At 55.3% G+C, this 21759-nt stretch carries 18 protein-coding genes; 9 read left to right on the top strand and 9 right to left on the bottom strand.

Annotation, left to right across the window (positions count from 1 at the left end):
- Positions 1 to 54 precede the first annotated feature (54 nt).
- Both mfd and C813_RS36535 read right to left on the bottom strand, forming a co-directional pair.
- On the bottom strand, positions 55 to 3501 hold the full coding sequence (gene mfd / locus C813_RS36540) for a transcription-repair coupling factor (protein WP_017456445.1): 3447 nt from the start codon (positions 3499 to 3501) through the stop codon (positions 55 to 57).
- A gap of 112 nt (positions 3502 to 3613) precedes the next feature.
- Positions 3614 to 4687, bottom strand: coding sequence for an acyltransferase family protein (locus tag C813_RS36535; RefSeq protein WP_017456446.1), 1074 nt, complete (start codon positions 4685 to 4687; stop codon positions 3614 to 3616).
- A 292-nt stretch (positions 4688 to 4979) separates the two neighbouring features.
- Here C813_RS36535 and lolC point away from each other — a divergent pair, with 292 nt between their 5' ends.
- From lolC to C813_RS36495, 8 genes are all read left to right on the top strand, one after another.
- Complete coding sequence (lolC, locus tag C813_RS36530; protein ID WP_017456447.1) at positions 4980 to 6179, top strand: lipoprotein-releasing ABC transporter permease subunit LolC; 1200 nt, start codon at positions 4980 to 4982, stop codon at positions 6177 to 6179.
- Positions 6172 to 6873, top strand: a complete 702-nt coding sequence (lolD, locus tag C813_RS36525; RefSeq protein ID WP_017456448.1) for a lipoprotein-releasing ABC transporter ATP-binding protein LolD — start codon at positions 6172 to 6174, stop codon at positions 6871 to 6873. The genes lolC and lolD overlap by 8 nt, the downstream gene beginning before the upstream one ends.
- Entirely contained in the window at positions 6873 to 8117 is a 1245-nt protein-coding gene (gene lolE, locus C813_RS36520) for a lipoprotein-releasing ABC transporter permease subunit LolE (protein WP_017456449.1), read from the top strand. Before lolD ends, lolE begins: the two co-directional genes overlap by 1 nt.
- Before the next feature lie 35 nt (positions 8118 to 8152).
- Positions 8153 to 9064 (top strand): N-acetylglucosamine kinase, encoded by a 912-nt coding sequence (gene nagK / locus C813_RS36515; protein ID WP_017456450.1) that lies wholly within the window; start codon positions 8153 to 8155, stop codon positions 9062 to 9064.
- A gap of 14 nt (positions 9065 to 9078) precedes the next feature.
- Positions 9079 to 9900, top strand: coding sequence for a Sir2 family NAD+-dependent deacetylase (gene cobB, locus C813_RS36510; protein ID WP_017456451.1), 822 nt, complete (start codon positions 9079 to 9081; stop codon positions 9898 to 9900).
- 153 nt (positions 9901 to 10053) lie between these two features.
- Positions 10054 to 10815, top strand: coding sequence for a MipA/OmpV family protein (locus tag C813_RS36505; protein WP_017456452.1), 762 nt, complete (start codon positions 10054 to 10056; stop codon positions 10813 to 10815).
- Positions 10815 to 11501 (top strand): response regulator transcription factor, encoded by a 687-nt coding sequence (locus tag C813_RS36500; RefSeq protein ID WP_017456453.1) that lies wholly within the window; start codon positions 10815 to 10817, stop codon positions 11499 to 11501. Before C813_RS36505 ends, C813_RS36500 begins: the two co-directional genes overlap by 1 nt.
- The gene (locus tag C813_RS36495) at positions 11470 to 12816 is read left to right on the top strand and encodes an ATP-binding protein (protein WP_017456454.1); all 1347 of its coding nucleotides are present in this window, start codon (positions 11470 to 11472) and stop codon (positions 12814 to 12816) included. The genes C813_RS36500 and C813_RS36495 overlap by 32 nt, the downstream gene beginning before the upstream one ends.
- Positions 12817 to 12837: 21 nt before the next feature.
- On the opposite strand, the gene potD is transcribed toward C813_RS36495, so the two are convergent.
- The 4 genes from potD to potA all read right to left on the bottom strand — a co-directional run bounded on the left by potD (position 12838) and on the right by potA (position 16766).
- Positions 12838 to 13884 (bottom strand): spermidine/putrescine ABC transporter substrate-binding protein PotD, encoded by a 1047-nt coding sequence (gene potD / locus C813_RS36490; protein ID WP_017456455.1) that lies wholly within the window; start codon positions 13882 to 13884, stop codon positions 12838 to 12840.
- A gap of 128 nt (positions 13885 to 14012) precedes the next feature.
- Positions 14013 to 14810 carry a spermidine/putrescine ABC transporter permease PotC gene (potC, locus tag C813_RS36485; protein WP_017456456.1) on the bottom strand — a complete coding sequence of 266 codons (798 nt, stop codon included), beginning with the start codon at positions 14808 to 14810 and terminating at the stop codon, positions 14013 to 14015.
- The gene (gene potB, locus C813_RS36480) at positions 14807 to 15664 is read right to left on the bottom strand and encodes a spermidine/putrescine ABC transporter permease PotB (protein WP_017456457.1); all 858 of its coding nucleotides are present in this window, start codon (positions 15662 to 15664) and stop codon (positions 14807 to 14809) included. Before potB ends, potC begins: the two co-directional genes overlap by 4 nt.
- A complete protein-coding gene (gene potA / locus C813_RS36475; RefSeq protein WP_017456458.1) occupies positions 15648 to 16766 on the bottom strand; it encodes a spermidine/putrescine ABC transporter ATP-binding protein PotA in 1119 nt (372 codons plus the stop codon). The genes potB and potA overlap by 17 nt, the downstream gene beginning before the upstream one ends.
- 290 nt (positions 16767 to 17056) lie before the next feature.
- On the opposite strand from potA, the gene pepT reads away from it, so the two are divergent.
- Positions 17057 to 18283 (top strand): peptidase T, encoded by a 1227-nt coding sequence (gene pepT / locus C813_RS36470; protein ID WP_017456459.1) that lies wholly within the window; start codon positions 17057 to 17059, stop codon positions 18281 to 18283.
- Positions 18284 to 18331: 48 nt separating this feature from the next.
- On the opposite strand, the gene C813_RS36465 is transcribed toward pepT, so the two are convergent.
- The 3 genes from C813_RS36465 to phoP all read right to left on the bottom strand — a co-directional run bounded on the left by C813_RS36465 (position 18332) and on the right by phoP (position 21737).
- Entirely contained in the window at positions 18332 to 19453 is a 1122-nt protein-coding gene (locus C813_RS36465) for a ribosomal protein uL16 3-hydroxylase (protein ID WP_017456460.1), read from the bottom strand.
- Positions 19454 to 19602: 149 nt separating this feature from the next.
- A complete protein-coding gene (gene phoQ / locus C813_RS36460) occupies positions 19603 to 21066 on the bottom strand; it encodes a two-component system sensor histidine kinase PhoQ (protein ID WP_017456461.1) in 1464 nt (487 codons plus the stop codon).
- Positions 21063 to 21737 carry a two-component system response regulator PhoP gene (phoP, locus tag C813_RS36455; RefSeq protein ID WP_017456462.1) on the bottom strand — a complete coding sequence of 225 codons (675 nt, stop codon included), beginning with the start codon at positions 21735 to 21737 and terminating at the stop codon, positions 21063 to 21065. Before phoP ends, phoQ begins: the two co-directional genes overlap by 4 nt.
- Between the last annotated feature and the right edge of the window lie 22 nt (positions 21738 to 21759).

Below are 21759 nucleotides of genomic sequence, written 5' to 3'. Positions count from 1 at the left end.
ATGTTGAGGAAAGTAAGGGTGCCGGGTCGTGCGACCCGGCCCGGATCATTTTTGTCACGCTACCGCGTTTTCGGCGAGTTGCTGCATAAAGTTACGAACCCAATCCATCCGCACTTTGCGCTCGCTGAGGTCCTGCATAAATTTCAGCCGCGTTGGGCCATCGAGGCGGAAATGTTGCGGTTGTTTCTGCAGCAAGCCAATCAGCCACGCCGGGTTGACATGATTTTTCGCGTTGAACTCAATCATGCCGCCTTTCTCGTTGCCTTCCAGCTTGCGGATCCCCAGTTTTTGCGCCTGCTGGCGCAAGCGGGCAATATCCAGCAGGGTACGCGCCGCATCAGGCAACAGGCCGAAACGGTCAATCAGCTCGACTTTAATCTCCTCCAGTGCGTTCTCATCTTTGGCGCTGGCGATGCGTTTATAGAATGACAAGCGCGTGTTGACGTCAGGAATAAAGTCATCCGGCAACAGCGAAGGCATACGTAATTCAACTTCAGTTTGCTGGCTGGTGAGATCTTCCAGCGACGGTTCACGGCCGGCTTTCAGCGCATCGACCGCGTTTTCCAGTAGCTCCATATAGAGTGAGAAGCCGATGGTTTCCATCTGCCCACTCTGGTCTTCGCCCAGTAGTTCTCCCGCGCCGCGAATTTCCAGATCATGCGTTGCCAGCGCAAAGCCCGCGCCTAAATCTTCCAGCGAGGCGATAGCCTCCAGGCGTTTTTGCGCATCGGTGGTCATGGCTTTAGGATGCGGCGTCAGCAGCCAGGCGTAGGCCTGGTGGTGCGAACGCCCGACACGCCCACGCAGCTGGTGTAGCTGGGCAAGACCGAAGTGATCGGCGCGTTCAATAATGATGGTGTTGGCGGTCGGAATATCGATCCCGGTTTCAATAATGGTGGTGCACACCAGCACATTGAAACGTTGATGGTGGAAATCATTCATCACCCGCTCCAGCTCGCGTTCACGCATCTGGCCGTGACCGATGGCGATGCGCGCTTCTGGCACCAGTTCCGCCAGCCGGTCGGCGGCTTTCTGAATATTTTCCACATCATTGTAGAGATAGTAGACCTGCCCACCGCGCAGGATCTCACGCAGCATCGCCTCGCGCACCACCAGATTGTCGTACTCGCGCACAAAAGTTTTCACTGCCAGGCGTCGTGCGGGTGGGGTGGCGATAATCGACAAATCGCGCATCCCGCTCATCGCCATATTCAGCGTACGAGGGATCGGCGTGGCGGTCAGCGTCAGGATATCCACATCGGCGCGCATCGCTTTAATACGCTCTTTGTGACGAACACCGAAACGGTGCTCTTCATCGACAATTAACAGACCGAGATCCTTCATCTTGACATCGCTTTGCAGCAGCTTGTGCGTGCCAATCAGAATATCGATTTTCCCCTCGGCGGCTTGCTCCAGGATCTGCGCCTGCTCTTTGGCGCTGCGAAAACGTGAAAGCATTTCGATGCGCACCGGCCAGTTGGCGAAGCGATCGCGGAAGTTATCGAAGTGCTGCTGAGCGAGCAGAGTGGTGGGCACCAGCACCGCCACCTGCTTATTATTCTCGACCGCGAGAAATGCGGCGCGCATCGCGACTTCAGTTTTACCGAAGCCGACATCGCCACACACCAGGCGGTCCATTGCCAGCGGCTGGCACATATCGCTGAGCACCGCGTTAATAGCCTGCGCCTGATCCGGCGTGGTTTCAAACGGGAAACTGTCGCAGAAAAGTTGATACTGCTCTTTGTCATGTTTAAAGGCGAAACCCGCTTTGGCGGCGCGCTGTGCGTAAATATCCAGCAGTTCTGCGGCAACATCGCGCACTTTTTCCGCCGCTTTTTGCCGCGCGCGCGACCAGGCATCGCTGCCCAGTTTATGTAGCGGCGCGTTCTCTTCCGCACCACCTGCGTAGCGGCTGATTAAATGCAGCGACGAAACGGGCACGTACAATTTGGCATCACCCGCGTAGGTCAGCATCAGGTATTCACCTTTGATGCCGCCCGCTTCCAGCGTGGTCATACCGGCATAACGCCCCACGCCGTGCTCCAGGTGCACCACTGGCTGGCCGTCATGCAGCTCGGCGAGGTTGCGGATCAGGGTATCCGGGTTGATGGTGCGTCGTGTATCCTGGCGGCGACGCGCGACGCGTTCACCGAGCAGATCGCTTTCACAAATCAGCGCACGGCTGCGCAACGTATCGATAAAGCCATGTTCTGCTGAGCCGATCATCAGATATGCGCCAGGCGCTTCGGCTTCGTCGAGACGCATAATGCGCTTAGGCGCAACTTTGATGCGTGCCAGCAGTTCAATTAATGCCTCGCGACGACCTTCACTCTCAACGGAGAACACCACCGGTCCGGCGAAGGATTCCAGGAACTTACGCAGGTTATCGAGCGGCGATTTCTGCTGCGCCTGTACCGCCAGATCCGGTAACGACCGATAACCGAGGTTAACATGTGCGGCTTTGTCGGACAGTTGTTCGGTTTTTAACTGGATGCGCGGCCATTTCTTCAGCTCGCTATAGAGTTCATCAACGCGAAGCCACAGCGTCTCCGGCGGTAGCAAAGGGCGCATGGGATCAACACCACGATTCTCAAAACGCGCCTGCGTCTCCTGCTGGAAGCGCTCGGCGCTGTTTTCCAGATTACCAGTGTTGACCAGCAAGGTGTTTGCCGGGAAATAACTGAACAACGGCGGTAGCGGTTCGCTGAAAAACAGCGGTTGCCAGTACTCAATCCCGGTAGGCAACGTACCTTTGCTGACTTGCTGGTAGATATGCTCTGCGTCGCGTTTGACCTCAAATTTATCGCGCCACTGGCTGCGGAACAGCTCAATGGCGTTTTTATCGGTCGGGAATTCGTGCGCGGGCAGTAAGTTAATTGCTTCGACTTCTTCCAGCGTACGCTGGGTATCGGCGTCGAAAAGACGCAAACTATCGATTTCATCGTCGAAAAAGTCGAGGCGGAAGGGTTGCTCGCTACCCATCGGGAAAAGATCGAGCAGCGCGCCGCGCGTGGCGTATTCCCCATGCTCCATAACCTGATCAACATGGCGATAGCCCGCGCTATCCAGTTGGCTGCGCAGTTCATCGCGCGACAAACGTTGCCCTTTTTTCATCACCAGCGCATGGCCATGCAGGTAACTGTGCGGGCAAACGCGTTGCATCAGCGTATTTACCGGAACAATCAGCACGCCGCGCTGCATGGAGGGGAGTTGATATAACGTCGACAGGCGGGAAGAGATAATTTCCTGATGTGGCGAGAAACTGTCATACGGCAGCGTTTCCCAGTCGGCAAGGTTCATCACCAGGTTATCAGTAAATTGACCAATCTCATCTTGCAAGCGCAGCGCGTTTTGCATATCCGGCGCAATCAGCACGACCGGGCCAGGATGGCGCTCAATGATTTCCGCAACTTCGGTGGCGCAGGCAGCACCTGTCAGTTCGCCAAACTGGCGCTGGTCGCCTGCTTTGACAGGCAGGGAATAACGGTATTGTTCAGGCATGGGGATATCAAGATCTCGTTATGGATATGCCCCCGTTATGGGGGCATATCCCTGATACGCAATACCATTATTATCTGTGATTAGGCGGCTTTAGCCAATACGACGTGCGGGATTAACGCGCGTGCACCGTTGTGAGATGTTTCGTTGGCGGCGTGAAAAAGAGATCGGCGAACAGCGCCGACGACAATTTTCGCACCATCAGCCCAGCCAGCGTACAAATCAGCAACGTGGCGAACGGATAGACTAGCAGCAGCGCCAGTTCGACCGTTTGCGGCCATGCGCCTTCGTTCATGGGTTTGAGTAGCGCAAGGCTGATAGCCTCAATCAGAATGCGATGCGTGGTGTAAATCGCCAGCGTATTAGATCCGACCACGTTCAGCAGGCTCTTTTCGTTGGGTGGAAAACGCTGCTCCAGCATCTGGAACAAACGCATAATGCCCACGATGGAAAGCAGGCACAGCGGCAGTGGCATATTGAACATCCACAGCCCGAAAGCCACCACGGCCGCCAGCGCGAACAGCAACCCGTAACGGCGGATCGACACAGTTTTGACCCACTCCATTACGCTTGCCCCATACCAGGCACCGAGCGAATAGAAAATCATATTGCGCACCACGCTGTTCATCCCCCACCACGGCAGCGGCAGGTAATTAATCGCCAGGCTTGCCAGGATCATCAGCGCTAATACCGGTACTTTCCAGTTGCTGAGCAGTTTACAAAGCGTGAAATAGACCACCAGCGCATAGAGATACCACAAGCTGGTGCTGGCGGTGAGCATGCCCTGCGCGAACTCGCGCCAGTTCTCCGCGTAAGCCGCGTTGGCGGCATTACTCAGATCGCGCTGCGGCGCAAGCCAGTCATTAATCTGGCTTAGACCAGCCCATTGCAATATGCCCCACAGCGCCAGCACATAGACGATGCTCCAGATACGCTTATCGAGCGTTTCTTTCCACGGCACATCGTCTATATAACGGCGAATAAGATAGCCGGAGATGAAAAAGAACACCGGCATACGAAACGGCGCGAGATAGAGGTTGAAATAAATCCAGCATTTAGAGAGCGTTTGCGACCATGGATGCTGGAAAGTCGACAGGTGCGGGTAAAACGTGATGACTGAGTGATAAACTACGACCAGACAAATACATAACCCCTTGATTTGATTAATCCATAATGCTTTCTGTTTCATTAACACGGTTGCCTGTTTTGCCAAATTCTGGCCATTGATCCTGGTCAGGCATGAGGACGATGTATTGGGGAAGTGTCTGTATTTGTTCATTTTCGGATTAAGGTGAGGGGGAGTTAACGGTCAACAGCCGTACAAACAAACGGAAATGCAAACTGGCCGATGGTTGTTTATTGGTTTGATTTCACGGAATTTTTCCTTATCTGTCTGACGAATACTTACCGTTTCACTCATTTACGCTCTGTGCTTTCGCTTATATACTCCTCACTCTGCTATCAGCAACCAGACGGATTTCATGTACCAGCCTGTCACTCTTTTCATAGGCCTGCGCTATATGCGCGGGCGCGCAGCGGACCGCTTCGGCCGCTTTGTCTCCTGGCTGTCAACCATTGGCATCACCCTCGGTGTTATGGCGCTGGTAACGGTGTTATCGGTGATGAATGGCTTTGAACGCGAGCTGCAAAACAACATCCTGGGGTTGATGCCGCAGGCCACGCTCACCACGCAAAACGGCTCACTGAATCCAGCGCAACTCCCGGCAAGCCAGGTCAAATTGCAGGGCGTGACGCGTATCGCGCCGCTCACTACCGGCGATGTGGTGTTACAGAGCGCGCGCAGCGTGGCGGTTGGCGTGATGATGGGCATCGATCCAGCACAACCCGATCCGTTGACGCCGTATCTGGTCAATGTCAAACAAAGCTTCCTGCAAGCGGGCAAATACAACATTATCCTCGGCGAGCAACTGGCTGGTCAGTTGGGCGTGAACCGTGGCGATCAAATTCGCGTGATGGTGCCGTCTGCCAGCCAGTTTACGCCGATGGGTCGCTTGCCGAGTCAGCGCCTGTTTACTGTAGTGGGTACATTTGCGGCGAACAGCGAAGTCGACGAATACCAGATGCTGGTCAATATTGATGACGCTTCACGACTGATGCGCTACCCGGCGGGGAATATCACCGGCTGGCGTTTATGGCTGAACGAGCCGCTGAAAGTCGATGTGCTCAGCCAGCAAAAATTGCCGGAAGGCACCAAATGGCAGGACTGGCGCGATCGTAAAGGCGAGCTGTTCCAGGCCGTGCGGATGGAAAAAAATATGATGGGACTGCTGCTGAGCCTGATCATCGCCGTGGCGGCCTTCAACATTATTACCTCGCTGGGTTTGATGGTGATGGAAAAGCAGGGCGAGGTCGCGATTTTACAAACCCAGGGCTTAACGCCACGGCAAATCATGCTGGTGTTTATGGTGCAAGGGGCGAGCGCCGGGATTATTGGCGCGCTGCTGGGTGCCGGGCTGGGGGCGTTGCTCGCCAGTCAGTTGAATAATTTAATGCCGATTATCGGCGCGTTTCTTGATGGCGCAGCCCTGCCGGTGGCGATTGAGCCGCTACAGGTGATTGGTATTGCGCTGGTGGCAATGACCATCGCGCTGCTCTCTACGCTTTATCCTTCCTGGCGCGCTGCCGCCACTCAACCCGCCGAGGCTTTACGTTATGAATAAGATCCTGTTGCAATGCGACAACCTGTGCAAACGCTATCAGGAAGGCAGTGTGCAAACCGACGTACTGCATGATGTCAGCTTTAGCATGGCGGAAGGGGAGTTAATGGCGATTGTCGGCAGTTCCGGCTCCGGCAAAAGTACGCTGTTGCACCTGTTGGGCGGGCTGGATACGCCGACCTCGGGCGATGTGATTTTCCGTGACCAGCCGATGAGCAAACTCTCCTCCACCGCCAAAGCGGAGCTGCGTAACCGGGAGTTAGGCTTTATCTACCAGTTTCACCATCTGTTGCCGGACTTCACCGCGCTGGAAAACGTGGCAATGCCGCTGTTGATTGGCAAAAAGAAACCGGCGGAAATTAATGAACGTGCTCTGGAAATGCTGCGCGCGGTTGGGCTTGAACATCGCGCCAGCCACCGTCCTTCCGAGCTTTCCGGCGGCGAACGCCAGCGTGTGGCGATTGCCCGCGCGCTGGTCAACAATCCGCGCCTGGTACTGGCGGATGAACCGACCGGGAACCTCGATGCCCGTAACGCAGACAGCATTTTCGAACTGCTGGGCGAACTGAATAAAATGCAGGGCACGGCTTTCCTCGTGGTGACACATGATTTACAACTGGCGAAACGCATGAACCGCCAACTGGAAATGCGCGATGGCCGCCTGAATACTGAAGTCACCCTGATGGGGGCCGAGTAATGGCCTCCCCCCTCTCTTTACTGATTGCGCTGCGTTTTAGCCGTGGTCGCCGCCGTGGCGGTATGGTGTCGCTGATTTCGGTGATCTCCACCGTTGGTATCGCGCTGGGTGTGGCGGTGCTGATTGTCGGTTTAAGTGCGATGAACGGTTTCGAACGTGAACTGAACAACCGCATTCTGGCGGTGGTGCCGCACGGTGAAATCGAGCCGGTGAATCAGCCATGGACGAACTGGGACACGGCGCTGGAAAAAGTGAAAAAAGTGCCGGGCATCGCCGCCGCTGCGCCCTATATTAATTTTACCGGGCTGGTGGAAAGTGGTGCGAATCTGCGCGCGATTCAGGTGAAAGGCGTTGACCCGGCGCAGGAATCACAGCTTAGCGCTTTGCCGAAATTTGTGCAGGGCGACGCCTGGCAAAATTTTCGTGCCGGTGAGCAGCAGATCATTCTCGGTAAGGGCGTAGCCGATGCGCTGAAAGTGAAGCAGGGCGACTGGGTTTCCATCATGATCCCCAACTCCGATGAGGCGCATAAACTGCTGCAACCCAAACGCGTGCGTTTGCATGTGACGGGCATTCTGCAACTGAGCGGTCAGCTTGATCACAGCTATGCGATGATCCCGATGCAGGATGCGCAGCAATATCTGGATATGGGCGCAAGCGTTACCGGTATCGACATCAAAGTAAATGATGTGTTTAACGCCAACAAACTGGTGCGCGACGCCGGTGAAGTGACCAACAGCTACGTCTATATCAAAAGTTGGATCGGCAAGTACGGCTACATGTATCGCGACATTCAGATGATCCGCGCCATAATGTATCTGGCGATGGTTTTAGTGATTGGCGTGGCCTGTTTTAACATTGTCTCGACGCTGGTCATGGCGGTAAAAGACAAGAGTGGTGATATTGCCGTGCTGCGCACGCTTGGGGCGAAAGATGGGCTTATCCGCGCCATTTTCGTCTGGTACGGTCTGCTGGCGGGCCTGCTTGGCAGCATCAGCGGTGTGGTGATCGGCGTTGTCGTGTCGTTGCAATTAACGCCAATCATTAACGTGCTTGAGACGCTTCTCGGCCATCAGTTCCTGTCGGGGGATATCTACTTTATCGATTTCCTGCCATCGGAGCTGCACCCGCTGGATGTCGTCTATGTGCTGGTGACGGCGCTGGCGCTAAGCCTGCTGGCAAGCTGGTATCCGGCGCGCCGGGCGAGCAATATTGATCCTGCACGAGTGCTGAGCGGGCAGTAATTCCGCGTGGAACGGGCCACAACGAAGGAGTGGCAATGAATTACGGATTTGATATCGGCGGCAGTAAAATCGCGTTGGGCGTCTTTGACGCCAACCGGCGCTTACAATGGGAAAAGCGCGTCGCCACCCCGCACGACAGTTATGAAGCGTTTCTGCGCGCCATTGCCGATCTGGTTACCGAAGCAGATGCGCATTTCGGCGTCAAAGGTAGCGTCGGCGTTGGTATTCCCGGCATGCCGGAAACCGCCGACGGTACGCTGTATGCCGCTAATCTTCCCGCCGCCAGCGGTCGACCGCTGCGCGCCGACCTTACTGCGTTGCTTGGGCGCAATGTGCGTATCGACAACGACGCCAACTGCTTTACGCTCTCCGAAGCCTGGGATGACGAATTCCGCCAGTATCCGCTGGTGATGGGGTTAATCCTCGGTACTGGTGTTGGCGGTGGGCTGGTGGTCAATGGCAAATCCATCTCTGGCCGTCGCTTTATTACCGGTGAGTTCGGTCATATCCGCCTGCCGGTGGATGCGCTGGGGCTGATGGGCTTTGATTTCCCGCTGACTCGCTGCGGCTGCGGAAAAATCGGTTGTATCGAAAACTATCTCTCTGGTCGCGGTTTTGCGTGGTTGTACCGACACTTCTATCATCAATCCTTGTCAGCGCCGGAAATCATAACGCGCTGGGAACAGGGCGATGCGAAGGCGCTGGCGCACGTAGAACGTTACGTGGATTTGCTGGCGGTGTGTCTGGGGAATATTCTGACCATCGTCGACCCGGATCTGCTGGTGATTGGCGGCGGTTTATCGAATTTCAGCGCGCTGACCCGGCTGTTGCCGGCGCGTATCGCGCCGCATCTGTTACCGGCAGGCGATGTACCGCGTATCGAACGCGCGCGCCACGGCGATGCGGGCGGGATGCGCGGCGCGGCCTTTCTTCACCTCACTGACTAATCTGAGAGGATGCTATGCAATCGCGACGTTCACATCGTCTCAGCCGTTTTCGCCGTAACAAGCGCCGTTTGCGCGAGCGCTTACGTCAGCGAATTTTTTTCAGAGACACAATGGTGCCAGGCGTAATGGAAAAACCAAGAGTCGTCGTTCTGACGGGAGCGGGCATTTCCGCTGAATCCGGTATTCGTACCTTCCGCGCGGCAGACGGGCTGTGGGAAGAGCATCATGTTGAAGACGTGGCGACACCGGAAGGTTTCGCCCGCAATCCGCAACTGGTGCAAACCTTCTATAACGATCGGCGCAGGCAACTGCAACTGCCAGATATTGTGCCGAATGCCGCGCATCTGGCGCTGGCGAAGCTGGAGCAGGCGCTGGGCGATCGCTTTTTGCTGATCACGCAAAACATCGACAACCTGCACGAACGCGCGGGCAATAAAAACATTATCCATATGCACGGCGAGCTGCTGAAAGTGCGCTGTTCGCAAAGCGGGCAGGTGCTGGCGTGGACAGGCGATGTCACGCACGATGACAAATGCCACTGCTGCCAGTTCCCGGCGCCGCTGCGCCCGCATGTGGTGTGGTTTGGCGAAATGCCGCTGGGGATGGACGAGATCTACAGCGCGCTGGCAATGGCGGATGTGTTTATCGCGATTGGCACATCCGGGCATGTCTATCCGGCCGCCGGGTTTGTGCATGAAGCGAAACTGCAGGGTGCGCACACCGTAGAGCTGAATCTCGAACCGAGCCAGGTCGGCAGCGAGTTTGAAGAGAAGCATTACGGGCTGGCAAGCCAGGTCGTGCCGGAATATGTCGAAAAGCTGCTGAAAAAGCTTTAACGATCAACGCCATCCTTTTTAGCTACGAGGATGGCGGTTTACCGCGCTTTTTGCTCATCTGTTCGCCACGCGCAAGCGTGAAAATAGCCGGTAAGTTCCCCGTAAGACAACGCCCCTGATGATAGCGTTTCCACCGCTAACAGGAGCCTCATCATGGGTGTTGTGCCACGTTGTGTTGTCGCAGCAAGTCTCGTCTCTGTTGTCTTTGCCGCCCAGGCCGAAGAACCGCCGGTTTGGGGAGTTGGCGTCGGCGTGATTAGCACGCAAAAGCCTTACCAGGATAGTGGCCGTCAGTACACCCCGATCCCGATTCTGCATTATGAAAACCGTTATTTCCGTTTTTTAGGCACGGCGGCTGAAGTTAAATTGCCCGCGCTGCATCTGAGTGAAACCCAACAGCTCAATTTCGGTCTAATAGCCCGTTACGACGGCGCAGGCTATTCGTCCGATGATGCCGATATCCTGAAAGGGATGGCGAAACGCAAAGGCGGATTCTGGGGCGGAGCGGGCATTGAGTGGCAAAACCCGGTGGTGGATCTATTTGCCGACTGGACGCACGATCTTTCCGGCAACAGCAGTGGGCAGCGTTTACGCCTGGGCGCAGAAAAAAGCTGGCATCTGAGCGAGCAATTTACGCTGACGCCGCGCCTGGTCGCCAGCCGTTATAACAGCAACTATGTCGATTATTATTACGGCGTGCGCCGTAGCGAAGCACGTCCGTGGCGGCCTGCGTACCGTGCGGATGCGACGATTAACACCGAAATGGGCGTACGTAGCCTGTACGCATTCAATGAGCATCACTCGCTGATGGTTGATGTGGAAATGACGCTGCTGGCGTCAGAAATTAAGGACAGCCCGCTGGTGAACAGGACTAACGAAAACCGCATCTTTATGAGTTATCTGTACTATTTCTGATGAGCCGAATATTACTGATTGAAGATCACGACCATCTGGCGCGCCTGATTGCTAAAGGGCTTGCGGCGGCGGGAATCGCTGCGGATATTGTCGGGCGCGGCGATGCGGCCTGGACGGCGATAGCGCAGGTCTCCTACCAGGGGCTGGTGCTCGATCGCGGCTTGCCCGATGGTGATGGTATCCAGCTGTTGTATCGCCTGCGCCAGGCGCAGGTCGCGATCCCCTGTTTGATCCTCACCGCCCGCGATGCGCTGCACGATCGCGTCGAAGGGCTGGAGGCGGGCGCGGATGACTATCTCCCTAAGCCGTTTGCCATGGAGGAACTGGTGGCGCGCGTGCGTGCCTTGTTGCGCCGTCCGGTGCAAAGCCAGCCGCTGCAACCGGCGTGGGGCGATTTAACCCTGTCGCCGGAAACCAGCATTATGCAGTGTGGCGAACAGCACATTGCGCTGGCGCCTGCGGAGCTGCAAATCATGTTAGCGCTGGTGGGCAAGCAGGGCGGCGTCGTGCGCCGCAGCCGGATGGAAGCCGCCGGATGGGGCTTAAGCGATGCGGTGACGCCAAACGCGCTCGACGTCGCGCTGCACCGGTTAAGGCGCAAGTTAACGGCGATTGGGTCGCGCTTGCAGATTGTTAACCTCAGAGGATTAGGCTATGCCATCCGGGAAAAAACGTTGGCTGAATAGCCTTGCGCTGAAGATCCTGCTGGCGTTTATCGCCGGAGCGCTGCTGAGTATCGCGTTGCTGGTGCTGTCCGGGCGGCTGGTGAAAGAGCGCTTACCGGGAATGGATCTTTCTGACTACACCCACAGACTCGCTCAGGAATTACAGTTTGACTCGCGCGGACAGCCGACCGGATTCAACAACGGCGATCAGTATCCACTGTGGATTTACCAGAGCATCACCGATGATGTGGCTTATCGTGTGCTGGATGACGAAGGGCTAATTGTGCTGATGTCGCCCGGTGCGCAGCACTGGCCGACGCTGACACCGCAAGTATCACGAGAGTTTAAATTTACCCTTAACGGCATGATTTACGATGGCGCGACTGAACCGTATGTTCTTGCAGGTAAAACCTGGTGGATCCAGATGGCCGCCAGCTCACGCATTATCGATTTTCTGCATCGCGGATTTGCCTTGCCGTTTATCCGCTTCGGTATTGAATTGTTCAGCCTGGTGCTGCTGGTGGTATTCGGGCTGTGTGCGTGGGTGACGCTGAAATATTCCCTGAAACCGCTGCGCAATGTTTCAACGGAGGCGGCGCTTATTTCGCCGCGATCGCTGGATGCCCGTCTGCAAACGCACGGGGTACCGACAGAGATCTCCCCGCTGATTGATAGCTTCAACAAGGCGCTGGCGCGGCTGGAGAAGGGGTATCGCAATCAGCAAGATTTTCTGGCGAAGGCGGCGCATGAGTTAAAAACGCCGCTGACGCTAATACGTGCAGAAGTCGAGCTGATGGATCAACGACTCGACGCACGCGAGCCGCTATTGTTGCAGGTCGAGCATCTGGCGCGTCAGGTTCAGCAGTTATTACTGCTGGCAGAGGCCAGTGAACCGCTTAGCTACCGGTTTGCTCCGGTTGATGTACCGGCGATTGCCCGCGATAGCGTGCAGTTTCTTCAGCGTATTGCCGTTGACGCACAGGTTTCGCTGACCCTCACGATGGCGGAGGAGTCGCTGCGCTGGCGCGCCGATCGCGGGGCGTTATTCACCCTGCTAAAAAACCTGATCGAGAACGCTATCCAGCACGCGCCGCCCGGTACGCTAGTGCATATAACCGTCAGCGAAAAGGGATTTACGGTACGCGATGTCGGGCCGGGCGTGGCGGAAGAGGAATTGCCTTTGCTGTTTTCACGTTTCTGGCGCGGCGCGCATCGACGCGATAGCGGGGCGGGACTGGGGCTGGCGATTTGCCATGAAATTGCGCTAGCACACGGCTGGACGTTGCTGGCGGAAAATGCCTGCCCGGGGTTGCTTCTGACGGTGTCGACCGGGTGAGCGACCCGGTCGACGATAGCGTTAACGGCCCGCTTTTAACTTCTGGTAATACTCTTCATAAATGGCGCTGGCGCTACCAACATCGTTTTGCCATTCACCTTTCTGGATGGTTTCGGCATCCGGATAGAGAGATTTATCGTTTGCCACCTCAGGTTTAAGCAGCTTACGCGCCGCCAGATTTGGCGTCGGGTAGCCGATGGTTTCCGCCACCTGTTTGGCGATTTCCGGGCGCAGCAGGAAGTTAATCAGCTTCAGGGCGCCGTCGACGTTTTTCGCATTAGCGGGAATCGATAAGCTGTCCATCCAGAAAATACCGCCTTCTTTTGGCCACACCACTTCCAGTGGCGTTCCCGCCTGGCGCGCAACCCAGGCGGAACCGTTCCATACCATGCCAAGGTTCACTTCGCCTTCCATATACGGGTTCGCCGGGTTATCAGAGTTAAACGCCGCCACGTTCGGCATCAGTTTTTGTAGCTCTTTATACGCGGCTTCAATCTCTTTCACATCGGTCGTGTTGCCGGAATAACCGAGTTTGCGCAGCGCCATCTGGAACACTTCGCGCGCATCATCGGTTAACAGCAGGCTTCTTTTGTATTCCGGTTTCCACAGATCCGCCCAGCTGGTGATGGTTTTCGCATCGATGGCGTCAGTGTTAACACCAATCGCCGTCGCACCCCAAATGTACGGAATCGAGTAATCGTTATTCGGATCGAACGGTTTGTTAAGCATCTCGGGATCGAGATTGTTGAAGTTGGTCAGCTTCGTTTTGTCGATCTTCTGGATCATGCCCTCTTTGCGCATTTTGTCCACGAAGTAGGTCGACGGCACCACCAGGTCGTACGCACCTTCTTTGTACGTTTTGAGCTTGGCGTACATGGTTTCATTCGACTCATAGGTCGAATAAATAACCTTGATGCCGGTCTCTTTGGTGAACTGCTCCAGTAGGCCCGGCGGCACATACTCGGTCCAGTTATAGAAGTAGAGTGTTTTGTTGTCGTCAGCGTGTGCGGCGCTCATGCCGAGGGCTAGCGCGCCCGCCGCGAGCAGGTGGCGTGACCATTTTTTCATTCAAACGTCCCCTGAGTTAGAGCCTGTCTTGCAGGCTATTTTATTTGCCATTCCGGGTCTGGACAGTGCCCGAACGCCTCACGTACTGCGGCGTCTGTGCGCTACCCGCCCCGATCTGGCTGCATCCATTACGCCTTGCGAGGCAGGCTTTTTGTTTTCGTCGTATCACGCGCAATCAACTGGCTGGCAATCACCAGCACCAGCGACAGCACCAGCAGGATTGTCGCCAGCGCGTTCACTTCCGGCGATACGCCGACTTTGACCATCGAGTAAATCTTCAATGGCAGAATTTCATATCCCGGTCCGGTGACGAAAGAGGAAACCACGACGTCATCCATCGACAGGGTAAAGCTCAACAGCCAGCCAGCGGCGACAGCGGGCATCGCCAGCGGCAGGATGATTTTGCGCAAGATAGTCATCTCACTGGCACCCAGATCTTTGGCCGCTTCCAGCATCCGCACATCAAACCCTTTCAGCCGTGAGAACACCGTGACCACCACAAACGGCAGGCAGAAGGTGATATGTGAAAACAGCAGCGACCAGAAACCCAGCTGCACGCCGAGCAGCATAAACAGCACCAGCAGCGAAATTGCCATCACGATATCCGGCGACATCATCACCACAAACAGCATGCCGCTAACAAACGGTTTGCCGCGAAAACGGTAGCGGTAAAGCGCCACGGCGGTCAGCGAGCCAATCAGCGTCGCGAACGTTGCCGACAGCACCGCCATCGTCAGCGAGTGCTGCGCCGCCTGCAGCAGGCTGTCGTTATTCATCAACAGGCTGTACCACTGGGTGGAAAAGCCCTGCCAGTTGATGCCAAAGCGTGAGCTGTTAAAGGAATTGACGATCAAAATAATGATCGGGATATAAAGGTAAGCGTAAATGGCGGTCATAAAACCGCCGCGCAGCAGTCGACCGATCATTCGAGCTCCACCTTCTTATTCAGCAATCGCGCGGCGCGCCAGTAAACCAGCAGCATCAGCCCCATCACGATGGTCAGCGTGATGCTGGTTGCCGACCCAAACGGCCAGTCGCGGATGTTCAGAAACTGGCTCTTAATCACGTTGCCGACCAGCAGGTTTTTTGCGCCGCCCATCAAATCCGAGACGTAGAACAGCCCCATCGCTGGAAGCATCACCAGCAAACAACCGGCGACAATCCCCGGCATCGTCAGCGGAATAATGATGCGTATAAAGGTTTGTAGCTTGTTGGCACCCAAGTCTTTTGCTGCTTCCAGCAGCGGTTTCTCGAGCTTTTCGATACTGGAGTAGAGCGGCATCACCATAAACGGCAGCAGAATGTAGACCAGCCCGATAATCACCGCGCCGGGGGTAAACATAATGCGCAGCGGCGTATCGATAACGCCCAGCCACAGCAGGAACTCGTTAAGATACCCTTTGGTGCTGAGGAAAATTTTCAGCCCATAGATGCGGATCAGCGAGTTAGTCCAGAAAGGGACAATCAGCAAAAACAGCAGTAACGGGCGCGCCTTTGCGGGCAGTTTCGCCAGAAACCAGGCAAACGGGTAGCCCAGCGCCAGACACGCCAGCGTGGCGATAAACGCCATGTTGAGCGAGTGCAGCAGCACGTCGAAATAGAGCGGATCGAGCAGCCTGGTGTAGTTATCCAGCGTGAAGACCAGTTTGACGAAGTTTGCGTCGTCGCGGGTCAAAAAGCTGGTGGCGATAATCATCAGGTTGGGTAGAAAAACAAACAGTACAAGCCAACCGACGATGGTCGCGATCACGCCATTCTGGAATTTACTTGTACTCTTCATCAGCCAGTACGACCTCCCAACTCTCTACCCAGTTGATGGCCATTTTCTGGTCCAGCGAATGGTCAAAATCCGGATCGTCTTCATTAAAGAACTCGCTGACCATCACCATCTTGCCGTTTTCCAGCTCGACCATCGATTCCAGCGTCATCCCTTTATAGTTACGTTCGCGCACATAGCCAATTAGCCCTTCGGCTTCGGCAATATCATGGATCTCTTCGACGCGCAGATCTTCCGGGCGCAGCAGCACGTTCAACTGCTGACCTTTTTCCACCGCGAAGTTGACATAGATATTGCACTCGCGGCCTTCGACATTTGCCCGCACACGGCTGTCGTCCATACGCTCAATTACCGTGGCGCTGAAGATATTGATTTCGCCAATAAAGCTGGCGACAAACAGGTTTTTCGGCTCTTCATAAATTTCGCGCGGCGTGCCGTCCTGCTCGATGCGCCCGTCGCGCATCACCACGATACGATCCGACATGGTCAGCGCTTCTTCCTGATCGTGGGTTACAAAGACAAAAGTAATACCGAGTTTACGCTGCAACGCTTTCAGTTCGTTCTGCATCTGCTTGCGCAGCTTATAATCGAGCGCGGAGAGGGACTCATCCAGCAGCAGTAAGCGCGGTTTATTCACCACCGCGCGGGCAATGGCGACACGCTGTTGCTGGCCGCCAGAAAGCTGGTGTGGTTTACGCTGGGCGAAAGCATCAAGCTGCACCATGCGCAGCGCTTCGGTGACGCGCGGGGTAATTTCTTGCGCCGGGGTTTTTTGCATCCGCAGGCCAAATGCCACGTTCTCGAACACGGTCATATGCGGGAAGAGGGCGTAACTTTGAAAAACGGTATTCACATGGCGATGTTCTGCCGGAACGTGGGTGATATCCTGGGCATCAAGATGAATATGGCCGACATCAACGCTTTCCAGCCCGGCGATCAGGCGCAGAACCGTGGTTTTACCGCAGCCAGAAGGGCCAAGCAGCGTCAGAAATTCGCCGTTATTGATGGTGAGATTAAAATCAGAAATGACATTTTTGCCATCAAAGCTTTTGCGAATACCGGCCAGTTGCACCAGCGGTGAACGCGAACGCGATTGTGTGTTCAATTATTTACTCTGTCCCGTGTTTGCGCATCAAAAGTGATATCCGATGCGGGGTTTGTGATGAACCACCTTCAGGGTTGTGCACGATTTAAGGGCTGGCATTCTACGGCAAACCCATGAAATCGCCAATTGTTGTTCTCTTTTGTCCGCGCAACACCACATGTTCTCAACAATACTGACTACGCCGCGCGCAATTTTGAAAATATTGCCGTTTACGGGGTAAAAGTGACCTGACGCAATATTTGTCTTTTCGCGCTTACTGATAATGTTGTGACATTTTGTAGGGGGGCTTCATGGACAAATTATTAGAGCGTTTTTTGCAGTACGTTTCTCTGGATACTCAATCAAAGCCCGGCGTCCGCCAGGTGCCGAGCACAGACGGCCAATGGAAGCTCCTGCGTTTACTTCAGAACCAACTGGAAGAGATGGGGCTGGAAAATGTGACATTAAGCGATAAAGGCACGGTGATGGCGAAACTGCCGTCGAATGTGCAAACGCCAGTTCCGGCCATCGGTTTTATTTCTCATGTCGACACCTCGCCGGATTACAGCGGCAAGAATGTTAACCCGCAAATCGTTGAAAACTATCGCGGCGGCGATATTGCGCTGGGCATTGGCGATGAGATCCTCTCGCCGGTGATGTTCCCGGTGCTGCACCAGATGCTGGGCCAGACGTTGATCACCACCGACGGCAAAACGCTGCTTGGCGCGGACGACAAAGCCGGCGTCGCCGAAATCATGACCGCGCTGGCGGTGCTGAAAAAGAAAAATATTCCGCATGGCGACATTTGTGTCGCCTTCACGCCGGATGAAGAAGTGGGCAAAGGGGCGAAGCATTTTGACGTCGAGAAATTCGGCGCGAAATGGGCCTATACCGTTGATGGCGGCGGGGTGGGCGAACTGGAGTTTGAGAACTTCAACGCGGCGTCGGTGAACATAAAAATTGTTGGCAATAACGTGCATCCCGGCACGGCGAAAGGGGTGATGGTTAACGCCTTGACGCTCGCCAGCAAAATTCACGCGCTGGTGCCGGAAGAGGAGAGCCCGGAACAGACCGAGGGCTACGAAGGTTTCTATCATCTCACCAGCATTAAAGGCACGGTTGATCGCGCCGACATGCACTACATCATCCGCGATTTTGACCGCAAAAACTTCGAAGCGCGTAAACGTAAGATGATGGAGATCGCCAAAAAAGTTGGCAAGGGTCTGCATCCGGACTGCTATATCGAACTGGTGATTGAAGACAGCTACTACAATATGCACGAGAAAGTGGTCGAGTTTCCGCACATTCTGGACGTGGCGCAACAGGCCATGCGCGACTGCGATATTGAGCCGGATCTGAAACCGATCCGCGGCGGCACTGATGGGGCGCAGCTGTCGTTTATGGGATTACCCTGTCCGAACCTGTTTACCGGCGGCTATAACTACCACGGCAAACATGAGTTTGTAACGCTGGAAGGTATGGAGAAAGCGGTGCAGGTGATTGTACGCATCGCCGAACTGACCGCCAAAGCTGAGTAAACCTTCTCTCATTGCCCGGTAGCAAACGCCGCCGGGCAATCTCAGGCATTAATCTTCAAAGAACCAGTAACCGCTGTTAACCAGCGCCGCCAGCATGGCGAGGAACGAGGGATCTTCCAGCGCATCGCCGAGCAGCTCTCCCGTCAGCACGATATGGCTGGCGAGTGCCTCCTGCGCCGGGCGGTGCGGGGAGTTGATCCGCTCGCCGTTGGCGAACACATCTTCACCGATGCGCAATACGCGCAAGCCGCCAAGGCGCACCAGTTTGTCGCCTTGTTGCAGCGCATCGTAAATCTCATCCGGTTGATAAGGCGGCTCTGGCGGCGCGACATCCAGTTCGTGGCGTGACTGGGAGATAAATTCGCCCATCCACTCCCTGAACTGCTCCGGTTGATTAATCAGCTCCAGCATCATTCCGCGCAGTTTATCCAGTTCGTGCGGCAAAATATCCGCCGGATGGTCGCGCAACTGTACGTCTGGATCGCTGTAACGCTGGCTGCCGAGCTCACGTTGCAGAACATAATCGGCGAAACCACTGATTAGCTCGCGACCGCTTGGCGCGCGAAAGCCCACCGAGTAGTTCAATGAATTTTCCAGCGAATAGCCTTCGTGCGGGAATCCTGGCGGAATATAGAGGATATCGCCCGGCTCCATCTCTTCATCAATAATGGCTTCGAACGGATCGACCTGAAGCAGATCCGGGTGCGGACAGTGCTGCTTGAGCGGCGTTTTATCGCCGACGCGCCAGCGGCGACGGCCGGTTCCCTGAATAATAAACACATCATACTGATCGAGATGCGGACCAACCCCGCCGCCGGGCACTGAGAATGAGATCATTAGATCGTCGGTGCGCCAGTCGGGCAAAACGCGGAATGGGCGCATCAGCGCTGCGGCCGGCTGATGCCAGTGGTTCACCGCCTGCACCAGCAGTGACCAGTTGTTCTCGCCGAGGTGATCGTAACTTTCAAAAGGACCGTGCCCGACCTGCCATTTGCCATCAAGGTGGCTAACCAGCCGGCTGTCTACTTCATTTTCCATTGCCAGCCCTGCCAGCTCATCGGGGCTTATCGGGTCGACGAAATTCTTAATGCCACGCTTCAGCACCACCGGGCGTTTTTGCCAGTAGCGTTGAATAAAGTCTGGCCAGTTTATCTCTACGTGATATTCCATATGCGTTTCCGGCAAATAATCAGTGGCTGAATAAAGGATCATAGTAATGCTGATATGTCATTTTGTCTGCGTAACGATGTGACATAAAAGTAAAAAGGAGCCATATGGCTCCTTTTTGTTCTTTTTGCCCGCGCTGTGACGGTGAAGGATTAATCATTGCCCGCCATCGTCTGCTGACGGCCAAAAATAACTTCCATTTTCGCACCACCGAGCAGGCTTTCATCGGTCAGGATCTGCCCTTCGTACTGATCAACAATTTCTCGCGCCACAGCAAGCCCAACCCCCTGGCCGGGGCGTAACGTGTCGGCGCGCTGCCCGCGATCAAACACCATCTCACGTTTCGCCGCAGGAATTCCCGGCCCGTCATCTTCCACCAGAATATGCAGCGTATCATCGCTTTGCCGGGCAGAGACTTCGACAAACTCCAGGCAGTATTTGCAGGCGTTATCCAGCACGTTACCCATCACTTCCATAAAGTCGTTTTTCTCACCGACGAAACTGATTTCCGGTGAAATATCGAGCGTAATATTGACGCCTTTGCGCTGATAAACTTTATTCAGCGCTGAGGTGAGGCTGTCGAGCAAGGGAGCGACCGGGTGCAGTTCCCGGCTGAGCAAACCACTGGAACCGCGCATGGTTGCCCGGTGCAGGTAGTAACCAATTTGCTGGGATATCCGGCTGATTTGCTCCAGCATCACCGGTTCAGCGTCGCTGACGGTCATTTTCTCGCCGCGCAGCGATCGCAGGGTACTTTGCAGCACCGCTAACGGCGTTTTCAGGCTGTGAGTCAGATCGGTGAGAGTGGTGCGGTATTTGTCGTACCGTTCGCGTTCGCTTTTTAACAACCGGTTGAGGTTGCTCACCAGGCTGGTGAGTTCGCGGGTGGTTTCCGGATTGAGCTGCTCACGATGGTGCTCTTCCAGCTCGCGCACTTCGCGCGCCAGATCTTCAATGGGCCGCAAGCTCCACCACGCCGCCAGCCACAACAACGGCACGACTAACAGCAGGTTGGCGGCGAGCACGTAAACGAACCAGCTCCACACCATATAAGAGCGTTTAAGCTCAATGGGGATGGTATCGACCACCACAATGGTTAACTGCGGCATGTGCGCCGTTGCCGGGTAGATATTCACTGCGACCGAGTGCGTCATCTCGGAGCTGCTGTCATCATCGCGGATCTCTTTCAGCTTCTGGGCAACCGAGTGGTCGTCATCAATCAGCGTACTACTGTTATCGACATCGGCTTCTATCTCATGAAAGCCGTTAGCGGTAAGCCAGTCCGGCTCAATGAGATTTTGCAGCCACGGTACGTCTTTCTGCGACCAGATAAGATTACCCTGCTGATCGTAAATCAGCGCCACCGTCGGGCTTTGCAAATTGAGGGTGTCAGGCAGATCCACACTGAGTCTATGGTTATCCCAGTGCGCCAGGGTATAAAACAGGTTGCTTTCGCCACGCAGCAGGCGAAAGGTCGTTTTGTCGAAGCTGACGCTATAACCCACCAGCGCCACCATACCGTAGGCCAGAGAAAGCACCATCACGACGGCGGCCGTGGCGAGTAAAAAACGAACCCGCAGAGAAAGCGGCAGAAAATGCCGCAGCAGCCGTCTCATTTCGGCAGTTCGAACAGGTAGCCCTGGCCGCGCACGGTGGTGATAACGTCGTCAGGATAGAGCGTCTGGATCTTCTTACGTAACCGCCCCATTAATACGTCGATGGTGTGGCTTTCACGCAGCTCGGCGTCGGGGTAAAGCTGTAGCATCAGCGAATCTTTGCTGACCACTTTGCCACTGTTGCGGATAAGCGTTTCCATAATGGTGTATTCGAAAGCGGTGAGTTTTACCACGTCGTCATTAATGGAGAGTTCACGGCGGGAGAGATCGACCTGGAACGGCGGCATGGAGATCAACTGAGATGCGAGGCCGCTGTTGCGGCGCATCAGCGCCTGGATACGCGCGACCACTTCTTCAATGTGGAACGGTTTGGTGACGTAGTCATCTGCACCGGCACTCAACACTTCCACTTTGTCCTGCCAGCCTTCGCGTGCGGTAAGCACCAGTACCGGCAGCGTGACGTCATGGCTGCGCCAGCGGCGGATCAGCGACAGACCATCTTCATCCGGCAAGCCGAGATCGACAATGGCGATGTCCGGCAGGTGTTCGTTAAGAAAGTAATCCGCTTCCTTTGCATCTTCTGCGGCGTCGACCTGATGTCCTAACTCCTGCAACTGAACCTTTAAATGGTGACGCAACAGAGCATTATCTTCCACAACGAGTACGCGCATCGTCAGAACTCTCCATATATTT

The sequence above is a fragment of the Kosakonia sacchari SP1 genome (assembly GCF_000300455.3).
Taxonomy (GTDB): Bacteria; Pseudomonadota; Gammaproteobacteria; order Enterobacterales; family Enterobacteriaceae; genus Kosakonia; species Kosakonia sacchari.
The sequence above is the reverse complement of the archived record's forward strand: the minus strand, read 5'-3'. Positions and strand labels throughout refer to the sequence as shown.